This is a genomic window from Kibdelosporangium banguiense (assembly GCF_017876405.1).
Taxonomy (GTDB): Bacteria; Actinomycetota; Actinomycetes; order Mycobacteriales; family Pseudonocardiaceae; genus Kibdelosporangium; species Kibdelosporangium banguiense.
Map to the genome: position 1 here is coordinate 663,082 of NZ_JAGINW010000001.1, position 23,294 is coordinate 686,375.

20 protein-coding genes are annotated in these 23,294 nt (G+C 65.5%); 11 read left to right on the forward strand and 9 right to left on the reverse strand.

The window, feature by feature from the left end:
- Window positions 1–83 precede the first annotated feature (83 nt).
- Window positions 84–1,568, forward strand: a complete 1,485-nt coding sequence (locus tag JOF56_RS03155) for an MFS transporter (RefSeq protein WP_307854900.1) — start codon at window positions 84–86, stop codon at window positions 1,566–1,568.
- Here JOF56_RS03155 and JOF56_RS03160 read toward each other — a convergent pair.
- Window positions 1,565–2,305, reverse strand: a complete 741-nt coding sequence (locus tag JOF56_RS03160) for an AfsR/SARP family transcriptional regulator (protein ID WP_245378128.1) — start codon at window positions 2,303–2,305, stop codon at window positions 1,565–1,567. The two genes, JOF56_RS03155 and JOF56_RS03160, sit on opposite strands and share 4 nt — an antisense overlap.
- A gap of 217 nt (window positions 2,306–2,522) precedes the next feature.
- Between JOF56_RS03160 and JOF56_RS03165 the strand changes: the two genes are divergently transcribed.
- Genes JOF56_RS03165 through JOF56_RS03175 form a run of 3 tightly spaced genes read left to right on the forward strand, consistent with a single transcriptional unit; the run spans window position 2,523 to window position 4,667 of the window.
- Window positions 2,523–2,963 carry a helix-turn-helix domain-containing protein gene (locus JOF56_RS03165; protein ID WP_209634195.1) on the forward strand — a complete coding sequence of 147 codons (441 nt, stop codon included), beginning with the start codon at window positions 2,523–2,525 and terminating at the stop codon, window positions 2,961–2,963.
- A 53-nt stretch (window positions 2,964–3,016) separates the two neighbouring features.
- On the forward strand, window positions 3,017–3,520 hold the full coding sequence (locus JOF56_RS03170; protein ID WP_245378993.1) for a hypothetical protein: 504 nt from the start codon (window positions 3,017–3,019) through the stop codon (window positions 3,518–3,520).
- On the forward strand, window positions 3,513–4,667 hold the full coding sequence (locus JOF56_RS03175) for an MAB_1171c family putative transporter (RefSeq protein WP_209634199.1): 1,155 nt from the start codon (window positions 3,513–3,515) through the stop codon (window positions 4,665–4,667). The genes JOF56_RS03170 and JOF56_RS03175 overlap by 8 nt, the downstream gene beginning before the upstream one ends.
- Here the strand turns inward: JOF56_RS03175 and JOF56_RS03180 are convergent.
- The gene (locus tag JOF56_RS03180; RefSeq protein ID WP_209634201.1) at window positions 4,648–5,403 is read right to left on the reverse strand and encodes an SGNH/GDSL hydrolase family protein; all 756 of its coding nucleotides are present in this window, start codon (window positions 5,401–5,403) and stop codon (window positions 4,648–4,650) included. The two genes, JOF56_RS03175 and JOF56_RS03180, sit on opposite strands and share 20 nt — an antisense overlap.
- A 33-nt stretch (window positions 5,404–5,436) precedes the next feature.
- On the opposite strand from JOF56_RS03180, the gene JOF56_RS03185 reads away from it, so the two are divergent.
- From JOF56_RS03185 to JOF56_RS03210, 6 genes are all read left to right on the forward strand, one after another.
- Window positions 5,437–6,528 (forward strand): FAD-dependent oxidoreductase, encoded by a 1,092-nt coding sequence (locus JOF56_RS03185; RefSeq protein ID WP_209634203.1) that lies wholly within the window; start codon window positions 5,437–5,439, stop codon window positions 6,526–6,528.
- A gap of 35 nt (window positions 6,529–6,563) precedes the next feature.
- Window positions 6,564–7,094: a cadmium resistance transporter gene (locus JOF56_RS03190; protein ID WP_209634205.1), complete on the forward strand. Its 531-nt coding sequence runs from the start codon at window positions 6,564–6,566 to the stop codon at window positions 7,092–7,094.
- Window positions 7,095–7,259: 165 nt separating this feature from the next.
- Window positions 7,260–10,547 (forward strand): NACHT domain-containing protein, encoded by a 3,288-nt coding sequence (locus JOF56_RS03195; RefSeq protein WP_209634207.1) that lies wholly within the window; start codon window positions 7,260–7,262, stop codon window positions 10,545–10,547.
- Between the two features lie 59 nt (window positions 10,548–10,606).
- Window positions 10,607–11,233, forward strand: a complete 627-nt coding sequence (locus JOF56_RS03200) for a cation efflux transmembrane domain-containing protein (protein ID WP_209634209.1) — start codon at window positions 10,607–10,609, stop codon at window positions 11,231–11,233.
- Window positions 11,234–11,289: 56 nt separating this feature from the next.
- Window positions 11,290–13,863 (forward strand): PEP/pyruvate-binding domain-containing protein, encoded by a 2,574-nt coding sequence (locus JOF56_RS03205; protein ID WP_209634211.1) that lies wholly within the window; start codon window positions 11,290–11,292, stop codon window positions 13,861–13,863.
- Between the two features lie 135 nt (window positions 13,864–13,998).
- Window positions 13,999–15,051 (forward strand): methyltransferase, encoded by a 1,053-nt coding sequence (locus tag JOF56_RS03210; protein WP_209634214.1) that lies wholly within the window; start codon window positions 13,999–14,001, stop codon window positions 15,049–15,051.
- On the opposite strand, the gene JOF56_RS03215 is transcribed toward JOF56_RS03210, so the two are convergent.
- From JOF56_RS03215 to JOF56_RS03225, 3 genes are read right to left on the reverse strand one after another with little or no spacing between them, the layout of a single operon-like run.
- Window positions 14,938–15,861 (reverse strand): helix-turn-helix transcriptional regulator, encoded by a 924-nt coding sequence (locus JOF56_RS03215; protein ID WP_209634216.1) that lies wholly within the window; start codon window positions 15,859–15,861, stop codon window positions 14,938–14,940. The genes JOF56_RS03210 and JOF56_RS03215 overlap by 114 nt on opposite strands.
- Before the next feature lie 13 nt (window positions 15,862–15,874).
- Complete coding sequence (locus JOF56_RS03220; RefSeq protein WP_209634218.1) at window positions 15,875–16,090, reverse strand: hypothetical protein; 216 nt, start codon at window positions 16,088–16,090, stop codon at window positions 15,875–15,877.
- 7 nt (window positions 16,091–16,097) lie between these two features.
- A complete protein-coding gene (locus tag JOF56_RS03225; protein WP_209634220.1) occupies window positions 16,098–16,457 on the reverse strand; it encodes a hypothetical protein in 360 nt (119 codons plus the stop codon).
- A gap of 1,003 nt (window positions 16,458–17,460) precedes the next feature.
- Here JOF56_RS03225 and JOF56_RS03230 point away from each other — a divergent pair.
- Window positions 17,461–18,348: a TIGR03854 family LLM class F420-dependent oxidoreductase gene (locus JOF56_RS03230; protein WP_209634222.1), complete on the forward strand. Its 888-nt coding sequence runs from the start codon at window positions 17,461–17,463 to the stop codon at window positions 18,346–18,348.
- A gap of 134 nt (window positions 18,349–18,482) precedes the next feature.
- Here the strand turns inward: JOF56_RS03230 and JOF56_RS03235 are convergent, their stop codons facing one another.
- The 4 genes from JOF56_RS03235 to JOF56_RS03250 all read right to left on the reverse strand — a co-directional run bounded on the left by JOF56_RS03235 (window position 18,483) and on the right by JOF56_RS03250 (window position 23,230).
- A complete protein-coding gene (locus tag JOF56_RS03235) occupies window positions 18,483–18,689 on the reverse strand; it encodes a hypothetical protein (protein ID WP_209634224.1) in 207 nt (68 codons plus the stop codon).
- 140 nt (window positions 18,690–18,829) lie between these two features.
- Window positions 18,830–19,549: a GAF and ANTAR domain-containing protein gene (locus JOF56_RS03240; protein WP_209634226.1), complete on the reverse strand. Its 720-nt coding sequence runs from the start codon at window positions 19,547–19,549 to the stop codon at window positions 18,830–18,832.
- 41 nt (window positions 19,550–19,590) lie between these two features.
- On the reverse strand, window positions 19,591–20,613 hold the full coding sequence (locus JOF56_RS03245; protein WP_209634228.1) for a fatty acid desaturase family protein: 1,023 nt from the start codon (window positions 20,611–20,613) through the stop codon (window positions 19,591–19,593).
- Between the two features lie 340 nt (window positions 20,614–20,953).
- Entirely contained in the window at window positions 20,954–23,230 is a 2,277-nt protein-coding gene (locus JOF56_RS03250; protein WP_209634230.1) for a PQQ-dependent sugar dehydrogenase, read from the reverse strand.
- Window positions 23,231–23,294: the final 64 nt, after the last annotated feature.

The following is a 23,294-nucleotide window of genomic DNA, read 5'->3' on the forward strand; positions in this document are numbered from 1 at the left end:
CGCACCCTACCATGCAGGTGCACTTAGTGCGAAGTCATTAAATGCACTTGCACTCAATGCACATGCATGCAATAGTCGTCGCCGTGATCGAGTCAACGTCTACTTCCACTTCAGATGTGCGCTGGGGACCGGCTTTGTGGGGCACGCTGGTGGTGCTGTGTGGTGTCGTCTTCCTCGATGCCCTCGACATCTCGATGGTCGGTGTCGCCCTGCCCGCCATCCGCGAAGACCTGAACATGTCCACCTCCGCCCTGCAATGGGTGGTCAGCGGTTACATCCTGGGATACGGCGGCCTTCTGCTACTGGGCGGACGAGCCGCGGATCTGCTTGGCCGGCGCCGGGTCCTGCTCGTCGCGCTCGGCGTTTTCGCCGTCGGATCGGTGATCGGCGGGCTGGTCAGCAGCCCGGAACTGCTGATCGCGGCCCGGTTCGTCAAGGGTGTCGCGGCGGCCTTCACCGCGCCCGCCGCCCTGTCCATCATCACGACCACCTTCCATGAAGGCCCGGCACGCAACCGCGCGCTGAGCATCTTCGCGGTGTGCGCGGCGAGCGGTTTCTCCCTCGGCCTGGTGATGTCCGGGCTGCTCACCGAGATCGGCTGGCGCTGGCCGCTGCTGCTGCCCGGCCCGATCGGCCTGGCCATCCTGATCGCCGCGATCAAGTTCGTGCCGGACGACGGGCGTCCTGAGCGCAACGGCCAGGGCTACGACATCGGCGGTGCGATCACCTCGACGTCGGCCATGTTGATCCTGGTGTTCACGATCGTGCAGGCGCCCGAGGTCGGCTGGTTCTCCGCACTGACCATCGGCGGGTTCCTGGTGACGATCGCGTTGCTCGTGGCGTTCGTCGCGATCGAGAAGCGCAGCAGCCATCCGTTGGTGCGCTTGGGAATCCTGCGGTCGGGTTCGCTGGTGCGGGCCAACCTCGGCGCGATGATCTTCTTCGGCTCGTACGTCGGCTTCCAGTTCGTGGTCATGCAGTACATGCAGCGGCTGCTGGGCTGGTCGGCCATCGAGACCGCGCTGGCGTTCCTGCCCGCGGCGGTGATCGTGGCCGCGAGCTCGACCAAGATGGACAAGATCGTGGACCGCTTCGGCACGCCGCGCCTGCTGATGCTCGGCATCCTGGCGCTGGTCGGCAGCTATGTCTTCATGCTGGGCATGGACGTCACGCCGAACCTGGTCGCGGTGATCATCCCGAGCATGCTGTTGCTCGGTGTCGCCTGCGCACTGTCGATCACGTCGCTGAACATCCAGGCGACGTCCGGCGTGCAGGACGAGGAGCAGGGCCTGGCCTCCGGCCTGCTCAACACCTCGCTGCAGGTCGGCGGCGCGGTGGGTCTCGCGATCGTGACCGCGGTGGTCTCGGCCAACGAGACCCACGTCGCCCAGGTCACCCCGGATGAACTGCTGGCCAGCTACTTCCCTGGCCTGGCCGTGGTGGCGGGTATCGCCGTCCTCGGCGTGGTCGTGAGCCTGACCGGAATTCTCACGATGCGCCGGGAGAACAAGGCTCGGGCGCTGGCCGTACAGCCGGAAAACGACCAGCGCCTGATTCCGGTCGACTAACCGAGAACCACATCCTGAACCAGGATCGCCTGGTAAAGGCTGCGCAGAGCCCGGCTTGGCTGAAGACCTAGTTCTTTGCCCAGCCGGGTTCGCGTGTAGTGGAATACATTGAGCGCCTCACTTTGTCGTCCGCTTCGGTATAACGCCAGCATCAATTGCTCACTGAGCCGTTCCCGTTCGGGATGCTCGGTGACGAGTTGTTTCAGTTCCGACAGCACGCCGCGGTCCTCGGCGTTGGCCAGCCGGGCCGCGATCAGATCCTCCCGGGCGATCAGCCGCCGCTCGTCCAGCCGGCCGGCCTCCGCCCGGCACCACGCCCCGTCCAGCACGTCGCACAGGGCCGGCCCGCGCCACAGCCGCAAGGCTGCTTCCAGCAGGTGAACGGCTTCTTTCGGAGCCCGTTCGACCCGCGCGGAGCCCTGGTCGGCAAGGTAGCCGAACCGGTGTACGTCGATCGCCTGCGGCGGCACGTCGAGCAGGTAGCCGTTGCCGAGCGTACGGACCAGATCAGGGCCGCCGAGGATTTTCCTCAATCGTGCGATATTCGCCTGCAATGCGTTCCGGGCGTTTCCCATCGGCTTGTCGCCCCACAGCTCGTGCACAAGCTGTTCGCACGGAACGGGAACGCCCGGCGATAATGCCAGGCGGGCGAGAACGGTTCGCACCTTGCGCGAACCGACGTCGCCCCGGCGGCCCGGCACACTCACCGACAGCGGCCCCAGTAGCTGAATTCTCAAAACCGGACCCCCACCTTCGTACGGGCCTGCGGAAATTCTCCACCACGAATCGCCAAAATAACCGCTCCCCACAGCGGGACTGTGCCGTCATCCCAGTTGACGGCCACGCGGCGAGCGTAAACCAGCGTGAAACCGGCCGTCAACTGGAAGCGTGATGTTGACGGTTCTACCATCCATCTCAGTTGATGGCCTGATACTGTCCCAATGGAGGTATGACATGCCGGACACCGGGCCAGCGGCGGGTGGAGCCCTCGCCGCGAAGGTGAACCACCTGTTTCAGACAATTCACCCACGCGAAGGCGGGGAGTACAGCTTCGAAGAGGTCGCCGAGACCATCCGGGCACGGGGCGGCCCGACCATCTCGGCGACGTACATCTGGCAGCTGCGCAAAGGACTGCGCGACAACCCGACCAAGCGCCACCTCGAGGCACTGGCCGGATTCTTCGGCGTTCCGCCCGCGTACTTCTTCGACGACGAGGCCACCGCCCGCATCGATGCCGAACTCAAACTGCTCGCCGCCCTGCGGGACAACTCCGTCCGGCAGATCGCACTGCGGGCAAACGGACTGTCGCCCAGAAGCCTGGACGCGATCGCCGATATGGTGGACCGCGTGCGGGAACTCGAGGGGCTGCCTCAGCCTGGTGTGACAGAAGACTGAGAGCATGACTCTCGCCACTCATCCTAGAGCCGTGGCAGGACGTCGTGGTGAATATGGACTTCAAGGCGGTACGCAGGCGCTGCGCGAAGGTGGCGCGTGATCTGCCGTTGCCGCGGCCGTTCGACGTACGCGTCCTGTGCCGCCGGGTGGCCGGGCAGCGGGGCCGGCCGATCACGCTGATGCCGATGTACGGCGGCGACAGCGGAGTCCTCGGCCTGTGGGTCGCCGCCGAGAGCGCCGACATGATCTTCTACGAGCAGAACACCACCGTTCCGCACCAGGAACACATCATCCTGCACGAGCTGAGCCACCTGCTGTGCGACCACTACCCCGCCCAGCTGTCCACCGCCGAGCACATGCGGATGCTGATGCCGGACCTGGATCCGCAGATGGTCCAACGCATCCTGGGCCGCACCACGTACCTGGCCGTGGAGGAACAGGAAGCCGAACTGCTCGCGACCCTCATCCAGCAGCGCGCCCAACGGGAGGCCGCGCCCGGCCACGTGACCACCGACGTGGCCGAGAAGATCAACGCGGCGTTCGACTGGCATGATTGACTGGCTGCGGATCTACGGGCCTGCCGTGCTGGCCTGGGGTTTTGTCATCGGCAAACTGATGCGGTGGCGCCTGCAGGGCTCCTTCACCGGCGGCACCCTGTGGCTGATCCTGATCGGCCTGGCCTGCTCGTTCACTGTCACGGCGCCGGAGCCCTACCGCGTGGTGGCCGCGCTCACCGGAGTGCCCAACCTGGGCAGGCTGCTCTCGCACACGTTCATCCTGCTGGCCGCCTGGGCCGCGCAGGCGATGCTGCTGGGCCTGACCAAGTCCGAGATCCGCGAGCGCAGATGGATGCTGGTCGCCGCGGTCGTGGCGATGACGGTGACATTCGCGCTGGCCGACACGCCGATCGACGACCCGCGGTACAACATGCGGTACTCGGCGACCCCATGGGTGCTGGAGTACTGGCTGGTCTTCATCGCGGGGCTCGCTCCCGCGTTCGCCAACATCGTGCGGCTGTGCTGGCGCTATGCCCGGCTCTCCGGTTCGGCCATCGGCAAGCTGGGGCTGCGGCTGATCGCGGCCGGTGTCGTGGTCTCGCTGCTTTACCACGTGCACAAGGCCTTGTACTTCGCGTCGCAGCGATTCGGCTTCTACTACCCCACTTTCAACGGCCTGTGGGACAAGGTCCTGACGCCGGTCGCGACTGTGCTGATACTGGTCGGCGCCACACTGCCGTCGTGGGGTCCGCGGATCGGGTTGTCGGCGTTGTTCGACTGGGCCGGCAGATGGCGTACGTACCAACGGCTTCGCCCGTTGTGGTTCGCGCTGTATCAGGCCAATCCGCAGATCGCGTTGGTGCAGCCACGGTCGGCGCTGCTGGAGTTCCTGCTGCCGACCGATCTGAACCTGCGGCTCTACCGGCGGGTGATCGAGATCCGGGATGGGCGGCTCGCCCTGCAGCCGTACCTCGATCCGGAGGTCGGGCTGGCCGCACGCAGGCGCAGCGGCGTGACAGGTCAAGAGCTGGACGCGGTCGTGGAGGCGACAACGCTGGCCGCAGCCGTGGACGCCAAACGGTCAGGCGCGCCGCCGCGTACGACCGAGCCGGTGGCCGTGCCGGGAGGCCGTGACCTGGAGAGCGACACGGCCTTCCTCAACGACGTCGCCCGCGCCTACCGGAAGCTCAAACTGGTCCCAAGCTAGGACGTTTCGCCAGGATGTGATCGCCCGACGACTCGCCACGCAGCCGCCTGCGCACCCACGGCCACGCGTGTTCCTTGCTCCACTGGAGATTCTGGGCGCGACGGTCCCGCGGGCTCACCGTCGCCCTCGGCCCGAGTTCATGCGGGGCAAGCACGTGGTCGACGCCGAGCACCTTGAGGACTTCGATCGCGACTTCGTTGTGGCCCAACGGGTTCAGGTGCAGGCGGTCCGGCGCCCACATCCGGCGGTCACGCAACTGGCGCATGGCCCACATGTCGACGACCTTCGCGCCGCGCCGGGCCGCGATCACCCGGGCGTGTTCGTTGTAGATCGCCACGCGGCCACGCATCTTGCGGAACAACGCGTCCTCGACGCCGTCCACTCCGGTGAATATGACAACAGTGGCGCCTGATTCGACGAGCCGGCCGATGGCCTTGTCGTAGTCGTCCATCATCGTGTCGATGTCGACCGACGGCCGCATCAGGTCGTTGCCGCCCGCATAGAGCGTGACCAGGTCAGGCCGCATGTCCAGAGCAGGTTCCAGCTGCTCGGACAGCACCTGCGCCATCAGCTTGCCCCGGACCGCGAGGTTCGCGTACCGGAGGTCCGGCTCCCGGGCCGCCAACTGTTCGGCGGTGCGGTCGGCCCAGCCGCGGACCCCGTTCGGGTAGCCGGGGTCGTCGTCACCCACTCCTTCGGTGAAGGAGTCTCCTATCGCGACTAAGCGCTTGCTCATGTGGACGAGGTTAATCGACGCTAGGTTGGACCGATGACGAAGGCGTTGGTCGTTGGGGGCGGCATCGCAGGCGCGGTGACCGCGATGGCGTTGCGGCAGGCGGGCATCGAATCCGTTGTCTACGAGGCATATCCGACCGGCGCGGACGACATCGGGGCGTTCCTGACCATCATGAAGAACGGGATGAACGCGCTACGTGCGGTCCAGGCGCACCAGCCGGTCATCGACGCGTCGTTTCCGGCCACTGACGTGGAGTACATCGACGGCACAGGCACGTTGCTGGGCCTCAACCCCATGCGTGGCGATGCCCACACCATCAGGCGCGCCGTGCTCTACCGCGTCCTTCACGATGAGGCCGCACGCCGTGGCATCCCGCTGGAGCACGGCAAACGTCTGGTCTCCGCCACCGAGGCCGACGATGAGGTGGTCGCCACATTCGCGGACGGCACCACAGCCACCGGCGACCTGCTGGTCGGCGCGGACGGCATCCACTCGTGCGTGCGCGCGCTGATCGACCCGGCGGCGCCGTCACCCCGGTTCACCGGCCTGACCATCGCGTACGGCTACACCAGGGCGACGTCTTTCGAGCCGTCGGCGGACGCGTACCGGATGATCGCCGGCAAGAACGCGTTCTTCGGCTACACCACCTCGCCTTCGGGTGAAACCTGGTGGTTCTCCCGCGCGCCCTCGCTCGACCTGGACACCGCGACGTCCCAGAACTTCATCGACCTGCTGTCAGAGGACGACACCCCGGCGGCCGAGATCGTCCGCACGACCGGCGACTTGTTCATCAACAACGCCTACGACGTGCCCGAAACCCCTCATTGGCACAGCTCACGCATGGTCCTCGTCGGCGACGCCGCGCACGCCGCCTCCCCCGCCGCCGGCCAGGGCGCGTCAATGGCGTTGGAGGACAGCGTGATTCTCGCCAAATGCCTGCGCGACATCCCCGGCCTCGAGGCCGCTTTCGCCCGCTACACGAACATCCGCCGGGCACGGGTGGAGAAGCTCGTGGCCGACAGCGCCGCCCAGAGCAACAGGCAAGGCCAGAGTGTCCGGCCCGACCCCACCGAACGGCACTGGCTCTACGACCACCACATCGACTGGCAGGAACCGATCAGCTGAACACCAACCTGACGCTCGTCGGCCAGGCCGTGGGCATGTTCGCGGTCACCAACGTCGACGACATCGTGATTCTGGCGTTGTTCTTCAGCCAAGGCGGATCGGCGGCCACGGTGGTCGCCGGGCAGTACCTGGGGTTCGCCGCGATCCTCGCGGTGTCGATCGTGGGCGCGCTCGGCGTCGGGCTGCTGCCGGAGGCCGTGCTGCCCTACCTCGGGTTCCTGCCGCTTCTGCTGGGTATCCGGGCTGCTTGGCGCGTGTGGCGCGAACGGAACGCCGAGGACGGGGAAGCCGAAGAACGTCCAGCCGGGGTCTTGCCGGTCGCAGCTGTCACGTTCGCCAACGGCGGCGACAACATCGGCGTGTATGTGCCAGTCTTCGCGACGGCTGGGCCTGGTGGCCTTGTTGTGTTCGCAGTCGTCTTTCTGATCCTGGTGGGCGTGTGGTGCGCGGCTGGGCGGTTCTTGGCCACCCGCCCGCTGGTCGCACGTGCCTTGTCCAGGTGGGGACACATTGTGCTGCCCGTTGTGCTGATCGGAATCGGTCTGCTGATCCTTTTGAACGGTTAAGCGTGAGGTACGAAATCGCCTGACCGGAGCCAAGGCTCGCGGGTAAGCCAAGACTCTGCGCGACAACCGAGATCCAAACGATAAAAGTCGTCACACTTTCGGATGAACGAACAAGCTTGATCGCCGTCGAATGTAACAGCGCGTAGGCGTCGGGCGAGTAGCGGCTTGACAGCCCATCGAGAGTTCGGGGTAGCCGTGGCGCCTGACAAATCACGAAAGCGGACACTGATCGCGTTCATCACCGCGGGAACGCTCTTCCTTGTCCTTTCTGCGTTCTTCCTCGTCAGCAACTCCCTGTCCGACAACGATTCGGTTGCCAGCGTCATCAGCGCGTACGTAAGTCTCGCGACAGGCTTCTCATGCATTGTCAGTGCGTTGCTTCGCAAGAAGGCGGCGCTGGAGCCCGGCCAGGAAGCGCATGCTCTCGCCCAGCGCCTGCTGGACCAATGGGCACCGGAGATCCGGCATCGGCGGCGCCGGTTCGGTAGCACCCGCACCATCCCGCTCACCTGGGCACAGACCGATCGGAATGTCGCGGCAGACCCTGAGACCATCATCGGCTCGCACAGTCACCTGGGCCAGGTAAGACTGAAACTCGACGGCCGGCTGGACGACAATCCGGACAAGGGAGCGACACTGCTCGCCCAGGGATACAACAGTATCCCCAGCATGAGACTTGTCGTGCTCGGCGAACCGGGCGCGGGCAAGACATTCCTGGCCATCATGCTCACGGTGGGCCTGCTTCGCCAATACACGCAAGGCGACCACGTGCCGGTTTTCCTGTCGTTGTCCACATGGGATCCGGTACTCGAACCACTGGACGACTGGATAGTTCGTTGCCTTGCGGCCGAGCACTACGGCGATGACGAGACCACGCCACGGTCCTTGCTGACACGGAACATGATTCTTCCCGTTCTCGACGGCCTCGACGAAATCCCTGAACATCTCCGGCGCCGGGCGATAAGGCGTATCAACGAAACGCTCGATGGCGACCGCCCCTTGATACTCACGTGCCGGGCGGCCGAGTACGAGAACGAGGTGGCCGGCGGCGCTCCGGTGCTCCTGCGTTCGCCCGTGATCGAGGTGCGTCCGCTGACAGTCACTGATGTTCAGGCCCACCTCAGTGAATCGGCAGCCTGGGCGGACGTGGTGGGTGATATCGAGCAGAATCCGAACGGCCCGCTGGGCTCCGCCCTGACCACACCCCTGATGCTTTCGCTGTTCACTGCCGCGTACCGGGATCGCCGCCCGGACGACCTGCTCGGCGACACCGAATTCACCACCAGGCACGCTGTCGAGGATCACCTGGTCGACGCCCTGGTGGATTCGGCTTATCCCGCCGCGGAGACCGGCGAGGGCCGGCGGCCATGGCGACCGTGGACGTCGCAACAGGCAAGACGCTGGCTCACCTACCTGGCGCAATATCTGCACAAACACGGTGAACGCGACCTGGCATGGTGGAAACTGGCCCACCGCAAACAGGGAGCAGCCATACTCTTCATCTTCTTCGTCATCGTCGCCGGTTCGTTTCTGACGCTGAGCCTCATAGTCGAACACTTCACGACCACCGACGACGGAAATTTCGACGCCACAACCAGTTTGACCTTCTCACTGCCGCTGGGTGCCATGCTGCTGGGCACGTTCTGGACGACCGCACAGGGCTTGGAAACCAAGAAGTGCAAGGCAGGCAACCGATTCCGCACCGACATGCGGTCGACCACGATCGGTGTACTGGCGGCCGGGCTGATAATGTCTCCGCTGTTGATTCTTGCCAGCCTGACCAACACACACACCGGTGTGGCAGAGGTATCCGCCTTCACAGCGGAAGTGATAGTCCTTTCGCTGCTGTCCGGTACCGTGGCCGCGGTACACAATTCACTGGCGGAACGGACCGCCACGACCGGCCGCGGGAGCCCGCTGGAGTTTCTGAGACAGAATCGCCGCTCGGCCGTCTTCACAGCCCTGCCATGCTCACTGATCGTGGGCATACTGAGTCTGCCCGCCATCGCGATAGCCGGAACAGTCGGCGACTACGTGGGCCAGCGGCTCGCGCGGATCCTGAGCCTGCCCACGGTGACAGATCAGGATCTGCCGCCGCTGACCGACCAGGTGTACTGGCAGATAATATCCGGAAATCCGTTCGGGCTACTCATCCAGTCCGGCACACTGGCCGTTTTCTATTCGTTGATACTCCTGGCAGGCCGTCCCTGGATGTGGTTCCTCGGCGCTCGGGCCGGTCTCGCCGTGAAGAAACGTCTTCCGTGGCGGACAATGCGTTTTCTGATCGATGCCCACAGCCGCGGCATTCTTCGCAGAACGGGCGCGTCATATCAGTTTTGGCATGTTTCACTGCAGGAACGACTCGTCATCAACGCTGTCAACGAAAAGACGCCTCCCAAACAGTCGAAGTGGCGCACTGTAGCCGCTACAGCGGCGGTGGCCGTGGCCGCCTCACTGGTCTTGGTAGCCGTCTACCAGGAACCTCCGGAATGTGCCGCCACAGACTGGGCTCCGGCCGCAGGGCGAATGAAACGCTCGAACATCAACGGCAAGTCCGCTTGTTTCGCAACAATCGCGCGTGACCAATGGAACGACTTGGCCAGGACGGAATCCGATGCCGCGATCCTGAAAGCCATCGAGTCGGTACGCCCCTTCGAGGGAGACACGAGCTTCCACAGAGTGGCCGTGCTCGGCGATCTCAACCACGCCGGCGCCCGGTGGCACGGCATCCTCAAAGGCATCACGGCCGCCCAGGCCGTGAACAAGTGGCCGCTTGTCGTGGATTTCGTCCACGCCGACGGGAGCACCGAGAAAAGCCTCCTCAACGACGGCGAGATGAACTCACTTTCCTCGTTCTACCTCAAGAGCGTCGACAAGGCCACAGCGCCCACCATGGTGGGACCCTACGACGGGGCCGTCAACATCAGTATCGGCAAGTCCCATCTTCCATCGAGGAAGAACAGTGATCTGCCCATCATCGGCCTGCACGAGTTCGACTTTCCGGCATTGTCGCGTGAGTACGCGAAAAACCTGGAAGACATCTGGCTGCACCGTTCGCGAGCGGAGTCCGCACCGGACGAGGAGGAACTGAAGGACGGCGTCAACGCCGAGGAGTGTGCCAAACTGAACAGATCCCGATCCTCCTACGGCAACGGGTGGAACTTTGACCTGCGCTCCGAGCCGTCGGCCAGCCCTGTCTTCGACGGTATCTCCCAGTGCGGCCGCACTTCGATCCTCGTCGACGAACACAGGATCACAGAATTCGACGCGAGAAAGTACACACTGCCAGGAATAGCCTTCTCGTATCTGCAGAACGAGTCACCGGAGATATCCCGGCAGTGCGCCACCAAGCTGGACGAACGAGCGCCTGACGAGTCCTTCTCGACCTGCGTCGCACTGCTCGCCGCGGCGAACGACTTCCAGATAGCCGTCTCCCCCATTGACAAGAAGTAGCACCAACAGTTCAGTCTCAGCTGTATAGTCGCGTCCATGCTGAAGTGTGAGGCGCCGACGTGACCACGTGTTCATGTTGTTCGTCCACTGCGGACGGCGAACGGAAGGTTGTACTGGAGAGGCGCGTTCGGTTGCTGGTCGGCGCGACGATCTCCTACAACGTTGCCGAAGCGGTTGTGGCGATCACGGCTGGGGCGATTGCCTCGTCGACTGCCTTGATCGGGTTCGGGCTGGATTCGGTCATCGAGGTGGCGTCCGCGACGGCTGTGGCGTGGCAGTTCTCCGGCAGGCAGCCGGAAGCCAGGGAGCGGGTGGCGCTCAAGGTCATCGCGGTCTCATTCTTCGCTTTGGCGGCCTATGTTTCCGTCGAGTCTGTCCGGGCTCTGTTCGGCGCGCCTGCGGAGCATTCGACGGCTGGGATCGTGTTGGCCGCGGTGTCGCTGCTGGTCATGCCGTTCCTGTCGGCTGCGCAACGGCGGGCCGGACGGGAGCTTGGATCGACTAGTGCGGTCGCCGACTCCAAACAGACGCTGCTGTGCACCTATCTCTCCGGGGTGTTGCTGCTTGGGTTGCTACTCAACAGTTTGTTCGACTGGTGGTGGGCTGATCCGATCGTCGGAATGATCATCGCGGGGATCGCGGCGAAGGAGGGCCAGGACGCCCGGCGAGGCCGGACGTGCTGCTGACCACGTCCGGCCGAAATTTATTCATCACGCGTTGAGATTGTGTTAATCTCGGGTTCATGACGACGTGGACGCGGGATTTCGAGGCCATCGACGCCGGCATGCTCGCCACGGTCGGCGGCAAAGCGGCGAACCTCGGCGAGCTCACCCGGGCAGGATTGCCCGTCCCATCAGGGTTCTGTGTCACGACCGAGGCGTACCGCCAGGTCGCGACCCTGGCCGGGGTCGATGGCAGCCACGAGGCCGAGAAGGCGCGTGAGCTGATCCTCGGCGCACCCGTTCCCGCCGAGATCAGTGCGGCGATCCTGGCCGGCTACGCCGGACTCGGGGACGACGTTCCCGTTGCCGTGCGCTCGTCCGCGACCGCCGAGGATCTGCCGTTCGCGAGCTTCGCGGGGCAGCAGGACACGTATCTCAACGTGGTGGGCGGCGAGGCCGTGCTGGACGCTGTCCGTCGGTGCTGGGCTTCGCTGTGGACGGATCGCGCGTTCTCCTACCGCGCCACCAATGAGATCGACAACAGCTCGGTCCAGCTCGCGGTCGTGATCCAGCGGATGGTTCAGTCCGATGTGGCCGGTGTGATGTTCACGGCCAACCCGGTCACCGGGCGCCGTCACGAGTACGTGATCGACGCGAGCCCCGGGCTCGGTGAGGCGGTCGTCTCCGGCGCCGTCAACCCGGACCATTTTGTCGTGCAGGACAAGAAGATCGTGGAACGACGGCTCGGCGACAAGCGGCTGACCATCCGATCCCTGCCAGGCGGCGGGACCGAGCACGTCGAGCTGACGGTCGGCTCGGATGAGCCATGCGTCACCGATGAGCAAGTGCTTGCTCTGGCGAGCCTCGGCGCGAAGGTCGAGCAGCACTACGGCAGTCCGCAGGACACCGAGTGGGCGATCGACGGCGACGGCGAACTGTGGCTGACCCAGTCCCGGCCGATCACCACGTTGTACCCGTTGCCGGAGAAATCCGGAAAGGACACCCGGGCGTACTTCTCCTTCAGCGTGGCGCAAGGACTGTACCGGCCGATCACGCCGGCCGGGATGGCGGTGTTCCGGCTGATCGCGTCCAGCGCGGGCCGGGAGATCTTCGGCATCGACGTCGCCGACCCGCTCGCCGGGCCGCCCGCGTTCGCCGAGGCCGGCGGCCGGGTCTACCTGGACGCCACCAACGTGGTGCGCAGCAAGGCCGGACGTCAGCTGATGCCCAAGGTCCTCGGTGTGATGGAGGCTCGTTCGGGCAAGGTGCTGACGGACCTGTTCGACGACCCACGGTTCTCGTTGACGCAGAAGTCACGGCGCAAGTTCGTGCTGCGGTTGCTACGCCTGGCAGTGAAGTACCGGATCCCGCCGCGGATGCTCCAGGCGTTGATCAGCCCGGCGGCCGCGCATCGCAACGCGGACAAGGTCGGCGAGCAGCTTCGCCGGCGGATCGCGTTGCCGGGCGACGCGACCGCGATCCAGCGACTGGACCACATCGAGAGGGTGCTGCTCAAGGAGATCGTCCCGCTGCTGCCGAGGGTGATCCCGAGCGCCGGCGCCGGGTTCGCGATGCTGGGCCTGGCCGGCAAACTGCTCGGCGGCACAGCCGGACTGCAGCCTGTGCTGCGTGGTCTGCCGCACAACATCACCACCGAGATGGACTTGGAACTGTGGCACCTCGCCACACGGATTCGCGGCACTGAAGCGGCTGCGCTGTTCCGTGACCTCTCCGCGGAGGAACTCGCTCAGCGATACCGCGAAGGCACGCTGCCGGACATCGGTCTGGCGGAGTTCCTGCGGCACTGGGGACACCGTGCGGTCGCCGAGATCGACGTGGGCATGCCCCGTTGGTCGGACGATCCCACCCACATCCTCGGCGTGCTTGCCAACTACCTCCGCCTGGACAATCCCGAGATGGCGCCCGACGCGCAGTTCGCCCGTGGCGCGGCCGAAGCAGCCGAGACGATCGACCGTCTTGTCGCCGGAACACGGCGGAAGCGGACTGTCCGGTTCGCGCTCAACCGGGCTCGTGAACTGGCCGGACTACGCGAGATGCCGAAGTACTTCCTGATCGTGGCCCTGGGCGCGGTGCGTGGTCACCTGGCGCACATCGGAGCCGAACTGGCCGGTGCGGGCCGGATCGCTTCGGCTGAGGACGTGTTCTTCCTGAACCTCAAGGAGATGCGCGCGGCCCTGGCCGGAATCACGTACCAGGACGTCGTCGCGACCCGTCGCGCCGACTACGACCAGGAACTACGGCGTCGGCGTATCCCTCGCGTGATGCTGTCCGACGGCACCGAACCCGAGGCTGTCTCCCAGACAGCACCAGCCGCGGACGGCTCGCTGCCTGGCACTCCCGCGTCCGCCGGCACCATCACCGGTATTGCCCGGGTTGTGCTCGATCCGGTCGGCGCCCACCTCGAGCCCGGCGAGATCCTCGTCGCGCCCTCCACTGACCCGGGCTGGACTCCCCTGTTCCTGACCGCAGGCGGCCTTGTGATGGAGATGGGCGGCGCCAACTCCCACGGAGCCGTCGTCGCCCGCGAGTACGGCATTCCCGCCGTTGTCGGCGTCGCTGACGCCACCCACCGCATCACCACGGGCCAGACCATCACGGTGGATGGCGCGACTGGCGTGGTCACTCCGGCCTGAGCCGGTACTATCGTTCGCATGGTTGCTGGTTCGGTTGTCTGGCGACGGTCGTCTGACTGACGGCTGTTCGCTTACCGAATCGAGCCGTCTTCGGACGGCTGTCTCCGGGGGCGGCTCCCTTGGCTGGGAGTCCAGATGGACCAGAACGTTGTTGTGGTGGGAGACGAGATCAGCGCGAACCACGCGCTGCGGTTGATCCGGAAGAACCGGGTCCTGGTGTGGCGTGGCGACTACTGGAACGCGCGGCAACTGCTACGAGCGCTGAAACGCCGGGTGGGCAAGTCGCCGTTACTCAAGAGCTTGCTTGTCGAGCTGGGGCCGGAGTATCAGCTGGGGTTGCGGCGTGCTCCGGATGTGACTGAAGCATGCACACAGGCGTATGGGCCGTGCGAGGGGCCACGGCTGGTTGCGTTGCAGGAGCTGGTGGGTGTGCTGAGCGCACACGAATGGCGGGTCCGCGGTGTGTATGTCGAGGTACTGGGCGAGAGAATCCACCCGCACTACGGGGTGTTCGCGCCGACGCGGCAGGACTATCTGGAACTGGTGGCGAACGCCGAGTTCGAGGGCGCGGCAACCGCGTTCGACATCGGGACCGGTACGGGTGTGATCGCGATCCTGCTGGCAAGGCGTGGGACGCAAAGGGTTGTCGCCACGGACATCGAGCCACGGGCGGTGGCGTGCGCCCGGGAGAACGCCGAACGGCTTGCGCCCGCGCGGATCCAGGTTGAGGAAAGAAACTTGTTTCCAGCAGGTAAAGCGGATCTGGTGGTGAGCAATCCGCCCTGGCTGCCCGGTGTTCCCCAGTCGGCGTTGCACGCGGGTGTCTACGACCAGGGCATGCTGCAAGGCTTCCTGGACACGCTTCCAGCGCACCTGAACCCGGGCGGCGAGGCCTGGCTGGTGATGTCCGACCTCGCCGAACGACTGGGCCTGCGCGGCAGCCTCACCGAGCTGATCCAACGGGCCGGGCTCCAGGTCGCAGGCAGGCTGGACACTCGCCCCAGCACGCGAATCCGGCAGGGCCAGGACCCGTTGGCCGCGGTCAAGGCACAGGAGATCATTTCGTTGTGGCGGTTAAAGCAGGCCCATCTGCATCGCCCGGACACCCGCCTGGAACCGGCTGCGGGCGTCGAGCTCGATCATGGCGGAGGCGACGTCGCCGCGGACTGTACGGACGCTGACACCTAATCGGCGCGCGATCGCGTCGTCCGTCAGGCCCTGGGCGAGCATTCGCAGCACAAGTTCGTGCCGGGAGCGGGTGGGCCGGTCCGACGATGGCGAACTGACCTCCGCTCCCATCGCCCAGAGGCCGTCGGCCAATGCCAGCAGCGACTTGATCTCGGCGTCGTCGCGGACCACCCGGCCGTCGCCGGTGTCGCTGAGGACGACGCCGACAAGTCCGTCGACCACGACCGCGCGGACCGGAACCGTGCTGGCTGCCCGGGGGCCGACGCCACGATTGCCCAGCCACACCGCGAAGTCCGAGGTCACGTCCGCGCGCCAGATCGCCCGCAACCCGGCTCCGCGCCGGAGGACCCCGTCGACGATGTGCGACGAGAACTCGTACGAGCCTGGCGAGTAGGCCGGGGCCAGGATGACGATCTCGTTACGCACCCGGGCCGCGAGCCGCTCCACCACTGCCAACACATCGTCCATATCGGACAGTGGGGTGCCGTCGTCGAGCCGGCCGGTGGTCTGCTCGTGCAGGGACACGAACGTCTCCACCACCGCCGCGGACGGCATCGGACCGCCTGCCAGCCGACGGGCGGCGAGTGCGGGCAGCGCCAGGCAGGGCTGGACCGCCCGCACGGCCCCGGCTTCGACAGCGGAGTCCATCACCAGTCCTTCGGCTCTCAACTCCGCCAACACCCCGGCACTATCCGATACCGGCCATGCCAACGCATGCGCCAGACAGTCCGGCTGCCATCGTGACCGGGTCAGCAACGCCCGGTAGCCGATCTCAGCCCGGCAGCCCACGCCAAGCCTTTGGCTCTTCATGCCAGCCTCACCCTCACTCGACCCGACGAACACCGGCCGCCTTCTCCGCCCGCTTCAGCGCATGGAAGCCCTCCTCAGTCCTGTTCAACAAGAGCACCCGCAACCGGGTGAAATACTCGTTCCCGCCACCGGCCGGCGCCGGGGCGGAAGGGTCGCATTCGTGGAAGGCCACGATCCTCTCCCACACCGGTCGCGGCGGGGCGGCGACAGTGCTGCCGACCGTCTGCATCTCGCTCCTAAGTGGACCTTGCGGGTGGCAGGGCCGGTTCGGCCCATGACGGAACGCGGTGATGGTTCAGCCGAGAGTTGCCGATCATGCGGCAGAGGGTGCGCCGCAGCGCACGAGCAGGGGGTGCGGACCACATGAACATCTTCTCGTGCCGTGGTTGCAGCCTGCCTGACCGGGCCACTTGCCAGGTCACCGCGCCGGGTACAGGCCACTTAAGCACCGCTGTTGTGAAATCGCCGGTCGGCTGGACCGGCAATTTGCCGATCGCAAGGCCCGGCCGGCCGAGGACGTTGCTGGGCCGGCCGACGGCACCGGCCGTCAGCCCGGCCGAGACGTCGGCAACGCCGTTCGGCGTACGCGCGCTCACCCGGTCACCTTTCCGCCGGAACGCAACAGGTCTGTCGCACCGGCCGGACGAACCAGCATGAAATGTCTGTGAACTGCAGCGGCATCGGTCAGAGTACGCAACAAAATCGGCTGAGGCACGTCGATCGACGGCCGTAGGCGAATCGTGGCGGGCAAAGTGCCCCCGCATCGGCACTTCACCGCCCGGACGTGGTTCGGTATCGGCGATTTCCCCGGCCGCGTCCCGGGAAAGCGGTTCCCCGCAGGGCTCCGGCAGCCGCACAGACGTCTGTGCCAATCTCACGGATCATGCCCGCCCCAGATTCAGCGCGAACACGGTACCGCCATGCGCGTGAATTCCATTAACTGTACGGTGTCCACGCCGCGAGCCTGCAAACGTTCCCACCAATTTCGCCCGCGTGTATATTGTGGACAGACAACTCCGGGATCCGCTTCGCCTCAGCGGTTCGGCGTTCTTTCCGGCCGGCATTCTTCGCATCATGGACATCCCTGGTTCACGCCTTCGCAACACCCGGCAGGATGATCCCTCCCTTGGTCGGGAACGGTGCACAGTGGAGCAATTCGGGCACTCACACAAGATCCTATGACCGGCGGACCCGAGATTGCGCCCGATCCTCCATTCCGGACTCGCCGCGACCTGCGCCAGTAAGGCTTCGATATCCGAAGTCAGGTGAGCGGTGTTGCCTTGCGGCGCAGCAGGACCGCCGCCGGATACCGCCGGAATCCCCACACCCATGGTTTCCCCAGTCTGTGGTCGTCCCCCCGGGCCCTAGCATTCAGCAAATCAGGCTGCCGTGGGGCGGAATCCAGGCAATAGGTCAGCGAATCCGCGTGGTACCCGGATTTTTGCGAATCCAAGCGCACTGTCACGACGGAACACGGGCCGTAGCCGTCAGGCCGGATCGTCTATTGCGGACCGTCAATGGGTCACGCCTTCGGGCGGGCGGCCTCACCACGGAATTGCCGAACGACAAACACCGCTGCCACCAGGCAAGATAGGTGGTATGAAGGTGCGGATCGGGGTCGGGTTGGGGCCGCGGGGCGGCCCGGGTGAGTTCGTCGAGGCGATTGACCATGCCGAGGTACTGGGCATCGATTCGCTGTGGTTGTCCGAGGTCGTGTTCTCCGAACACGTCGACCCGTTCGTCGGAATGGCATACGCGTTGTCGCGCACCACCAACCTCAAGGTGGGAACTGGCGTCGCGGTGCTGCCGGGCCGTAACCCTGTGCTCGTGGCGAAGCAGCTGGCCACGTTGGCCGCGTTGGCCCCCAAACGCGTCCTGCCTGTCTTCGGCCTGCAGCCGGCACGGCGAGTCGAACGGCAGGTTTTCGCCGTGCCGGAGGGCAGGAGAGGTGCTGCTTTCGACGAGTCCATGCAGCTCGTGCGAATGCTCCTCGAACAGGACGAGGTTACGTTCCAGGGTGAGTTCAACACCGTCGAGAGCGCACGTGTGCTGCCGCGGCCAAAGCGCATCGACATCTGGCTGGGTGGTTCCGCGCCAGCCGGATTGGACCGCGTGGGGCGGCTCGCGGACGGCTGGCTGGGCAGTTTTCTCACGCCTGAGCAAGCGCGTGCGGCGCGGGAAACTATCGAGGCCGCGGCCGCTGCTGCGGGGCGTGAGATCGAAGACGACCACTACGGCATCAGTCTTCCCGTCGCGACCGACGGCGTGCCCGCCGAACTACTCGCCATGGTTCAGAATCGCAACCCCGGCGTCGATCCGGCTGAGCTGATCCCCGATGGCTGGGCCAAAGCACGCGAGCTGATCAGCCGATACATCCAGGCTGGGCTGACCAAGTTCGTGGTCCGCCCAGCCTCTCAGGTCCCCTCGATCCGCTCGTGGCTCGATGATTTCGCCGCCGGGCTCAAGCCTCTGGAGGCCGATATCTGACCACATAGGACACAGCAGGCACAGCGGCCACCGCTCCGGCCGGCGCGAGTTTCCAGGTCTGACGCATTCGCGCTGCGAGCTTTCCCGCCGCGTCAGACCGGCCGCTCACCGGCCGGAGATCGGGCGTCAGCGGCTCAGGAATCCGAGCCTTTGGCGGCGCCCACCGCGTCCAGGCCCAGCATCGCCAGCAGCCGCTCGCATTCCTGCGCGTCCACGGCGTGGCTGGCCACCGTACGGGCGGCCAGCGCCTGCTGGATCGACTCCTTGCTCTTGGCCAGAGCGCGTGCCTGGCTGAACTCGTTCGGCTCTTGCGGCGGTGAAGCCGGCCTTGCCCAGGTCATACCGGTCCTTCCAAGCCTGGTGGGGCACTGCCCACCGGCTGGATGTTCGCACAGACGCCGAGGACGACACCGGCGCGACTGCCAGTGTTCGGGGAGCTCTCGACCTTCCGCACAGTACCCCGCCCACCGGGTGTCTGTCGTCACACCGAAAGAAGATCGTGCGCCCGCAGGGTTCCCTGGATGACCGAACCGGCGGCGTCGCTGAGCTTGACGTTGTTGCGCCGGGCCCACGCCCGCAACGCCGTGAACGCGGCCACCATGTCGATGCCGAGACGCTCCGCCACCAGGCCTTTTGCCTGTTCGATGACCACTCGGCTCTGCAACGCCGTCTGCAGTTGCTCGGTCAGGATCGTGCGGCTGCGGATGGCCCGTTCCTGCAACAGGCCGATGGTGGCGACATCGACGAACGCCGTCGCTGTTTTCAAAGTCGTAACGTCCCATACGCCCGGTGTGGCCCGGAACAGGTCCAATGCGCCGATGGTCTGGCTGCGTAACCGCATCGGCACCGCGTGTACAGCGCCGATGCCGCACTGCACGCTCGCGGCGGCGAACCGTGGCCACCTCGCCGTCGCGGCGGCCAGGTCACCGTGAGTGACCGCGTTGCCTGTCCTGAACGCCTCCATACAAGGGCCTTCCGAGGCCTCCAGCTGGCATGCTGAGAGTGCCCGGGCCCGTTCGTCCGAGCTGGCGATCACCTGCAGCTCACCCGACGGGGCGGCCAGCAGCAGACCCGCGGCCTCCACTTCGAGGAGCTCCACGCACCGGTCGGTGAGCAGATGCAGGAAGTCGATCATGTCGAAGTCGACGATCATGGTGTCAGCCAGCTCGACGAACGTGTCCACCAGACGCGCATGGTCCATACGGATATCCTCTACCAGCGCGCCTGAGGACTGAAAAAGCGTCAGCCGTTGGCCCGCAGCGGCGCGCCAACCGCGTGCAGGTGTTCCAGGACGTAGCGATAGGAGCGCACCAGACCACACTGTGCGTATTCGATGCCCTTGTCGGCACAGAACCGCTGCACGATCGGCTGCACATACCTGAGGTTGGGCCGGGGCATGCTCGGGAACAGGTGGTGCTCGATCTGGTAGTTCAGCCCGCCGAGGGCGAAGTCGACGATCCGGCTGCCGCGGATGTTGCGCGACGTCAGGACCTGTTTGCGCAGGAAGTCGAGCTCGTGGCCGGCCTGCAGCGTGGGCATGCCCTTGTGGTTGGGGGCGAAGGAACATCCCATGTAGACGCCCCAAAGTCCTTGGTGGACCAGGATGAACACCACACCTGTCAACGGTGACAGGACGATGAACACACCGCCGAAGTAGATCACCGCGTGTGCGATCAGCAGCGCGGCTTCCAGCCCGCGCAACCGGATCTCGCCCTTGACCACAGTCCGCACCGCGGTCGCGTGCAGGCTGAAGCCCTCCAGCAACAGCAGCGGGAAGAACAGATACGCCTGGTACTTGGCCATCCAGCGCAGCACACCGTGCTTGAGCCTGCCCTGCTCGACGGTGAACGCGAGCGCCGCGATGTCGAGGTCCGGGTCGTCGTCCTCGTGGTTGGGGTTGGCGTGATGCCGGTTGTGCTGGCCGATCCACGATCCGTAGCTCAGCCCGACCAGGCCGCCGTGCAGATATCCCAGCGCGTCGTTGGCCTTGCGGGTCCGGAAGATCTGCTTGTGGCCGGCATCATGGCCGATAAATGACAAGTGCGTGAACACCACGGCGAAGTATGCTGCGAGCAACAACTGCCACCATGAGTCACCGATGAACACGAATGCCACCCCGCCGCCGACGAGTGCCAGCAGGTTGAGCGTGATGCGCGCGGCATAGTACCCCCCGCGCCGCTCCAGCAGCCCAGCCTTCTTCACCTCGCGGGAGAGTTCGGCGTAGTCGCTGCCCTGAGATGTGCGGAGGTCGGGTGTTGTCGTCAAACTGAAGCTCCCTGGTCGCACCAGACACGCGCCGGGGTCCAGGGCAGCATGACATCGCGGTCAGTCCGCGGTGACACAAGGATGCCATCCGGTTACCGATGACGCCAGACCCGCTGTTGGCGGCGGTTGGTCGTGTATCGATGTTGCCGTTCGATGAGAGCCGGGATCGGGGTGGTTCCTGGCGTCGCCGCCGGAATGCCTCGAATACTGGTTGTCTTTGGGCATTTCGGCGGTGGCGTCAGGGGCCGCATCCGGCCCGGCTATCGCGAACGGGACGTCGATACACGGCCTAGTCCCGTTGGTGGCGGCAGGTGCCACCAACGGGACACTGGGCGCGCCGTCAGTTCTTGGTCAGGGCGTACTGGCTCGCCACTTCCCACGGTTCCACGGCGCGGTTGAGGAACATCAGGCTGTCGAACCGGCAGTTGCAGGGGTTGCCTTCCCTGGTGTTCTGCGGGAAACTACCGCCGATCTTGATGCCACGCGGATCGGTCGGCGAACTGACATACGGGCCCTGGCCGGTGCCGATGCCCCACGGATCGCCTGTGACCACATAGGATCCGGCGAGCGGACGGCCGTTCTTGTACAGGGCCATGGCGCCGGTGTTGAAATCGAACGTCGCGGTCAGGAAAACCCATTCGTCCGGCGGCAGAATCGTGCGCCAGTCCTCGGTCGCGGCAAAGGTCTGCGACGCGCTGCCGTCGATTCTCCGGCCCAGGGCGACAACCTTGAGCACACCGTCCACTTCGATCAGTTCGAGCAACGCCCGGACGGCGTGACCGTCGGAGTTGCCCGACAGCACTCCGGCGATCCCGATGGCACTGTAGAAATCGCCAGGATTGGCCGAATTGGAGTTCGGACTGGGATTCTGGCCGGTCATCTTGACCCAGCCCATGACAGTCGTCTGGCCGACCCCGTTGAACGCCCTGAGCGTGGGCACCCCGGAGGCCGAGTAGATACCGGCTTTCCAGTCGTCGTTACCCGCCGTTGTGGGATTGACCTGCTTGACCTGCAACGAGTTCCGGCTTCCCGGGAACGCGCCGTCGGACACCCGGGAGGCACCGTTGATCAGCTCGATGTTGGTCCCGGACCGGCCCTGGTCGGCCTCGGCGGTCCCGGCCGGGTGCTCGAAGTCGTAGTGCGCAACCAGGTTCCCGGTCAGCGACGGGTAGACATCGGGCAACGGCTTGGTACCGGTGACCTTCCAGATCTTGCCGTTGGCCTTGGCCAGGATGAACAGATCGCCGGCCGCGTTGGTGCCGAAGCGGATGTCGGTCCGCTTGTCACCGGCGAAGTCCTGCATCGTCATCGGCCGGTTCTGACCATCCACAAGCGACAGCTGATACAGCGGGGCCAGGCCGGCGCCGCGGCGCATCTGCTGGCTGTTGGTGTAGAACAGCCTGCCGTCGACCAGGTCGCCGAAGATGTACTTGCCCCACAGCTCCGGGATCTGCGAACCACGGTAGACGAATCCACCGACGACCGCGTGCCCGCTGTCAGAGGTACACGGGAAGTTGGGGGGCGGGTCGTGGTCGAAGGCCGCAACCGGGTAGGTGTATCCGAACTGGGCGTCGTTGGCCGGCAACGGATACAGGTTGCAGCGGTCGGACCGCTTGAACACGAACGGGCCTTCGCGGTCGCTCCAGCCGAAGTTGTCACCCGCGCGAACCTCGTACACCGCTTCGATCTCGTGCTCACCGATGCTGCCGAGGTAGAGCTTGCGGGTCAGCGTGTCCCAGCTGAACCTGTGCGGGTCACGGAATCCGTAGGCGTAGATCTCACCGAGCGCACCCGCCCTGCCGACAAACGGATTGCGCACAGGGATTCCGTACTTGCCGTTTCGGCTGTTGCGGCCGTCCGGGTCGATCCGGATCAGCTTTCCGTGCGGTAGCGCCAGGTTCTGCGGATCGTCACTGGTCACACCGCGGCCGCCGTCACCGACGGCGATATACAGCTTGCCGTAGTCTTCCTGGTGACGCAGCGCAGTCGGATTGAAGTCCACCTGCTGGATCGCGTGGATCTGGCCGGTGAAGCCGATCCGGAGGATCTCGCGGCGCGTTCCGCTGAACGTGTCGGCCGCCGGGTTGGTGGCGGTCCACTCGGTCACCACGCTCTGCACAAAGATATTGCCCGGCTGGTTGAAGTCGGCGGGCTTGGTGGTAAGCGCTTCCTTGGCCTCACTGTGCGTGGTGTAGAACCTGCCGTTTCGCGCGAAGTCCGGATGGAACGTCACGAAGCCGAAACCGGTCCCCAGGCCGCGGTTGTTGAAGAAGTTCGGCCCCACGGTGGCACCCACGTCGAGGTACTGCAGGGTTTGCCCGTTCTTGAGCAGGTAGAGCTTGCCGTTGAGGTCCGGCACGTACAACCGGCCGGAACCGTCGGGCACCTCGCCGAGATAGTTGATGCGAGCGTGCCGACGTAGTCGCACGTCGGTGACGGGTGGCTCCGGATCCGACTTGGGCATCGTCGCCAGCTCCTGCAGCGTCAGCGCGATGCCGGATGTAATCGGTTTCTCTGGTATCGGATCGAGGATCGGGGCGTCGTCAGCGAGCGCGGGCGGCGCCAAAAGTACTGCTACCACAAGAGGAACGGCTATGGACAGGTACCTTCTTGGCATAGACACTCCACCATGAACTCCGTTGGCATGGTAAGCGCTTACTATGAAAACGCTTACATGAAGG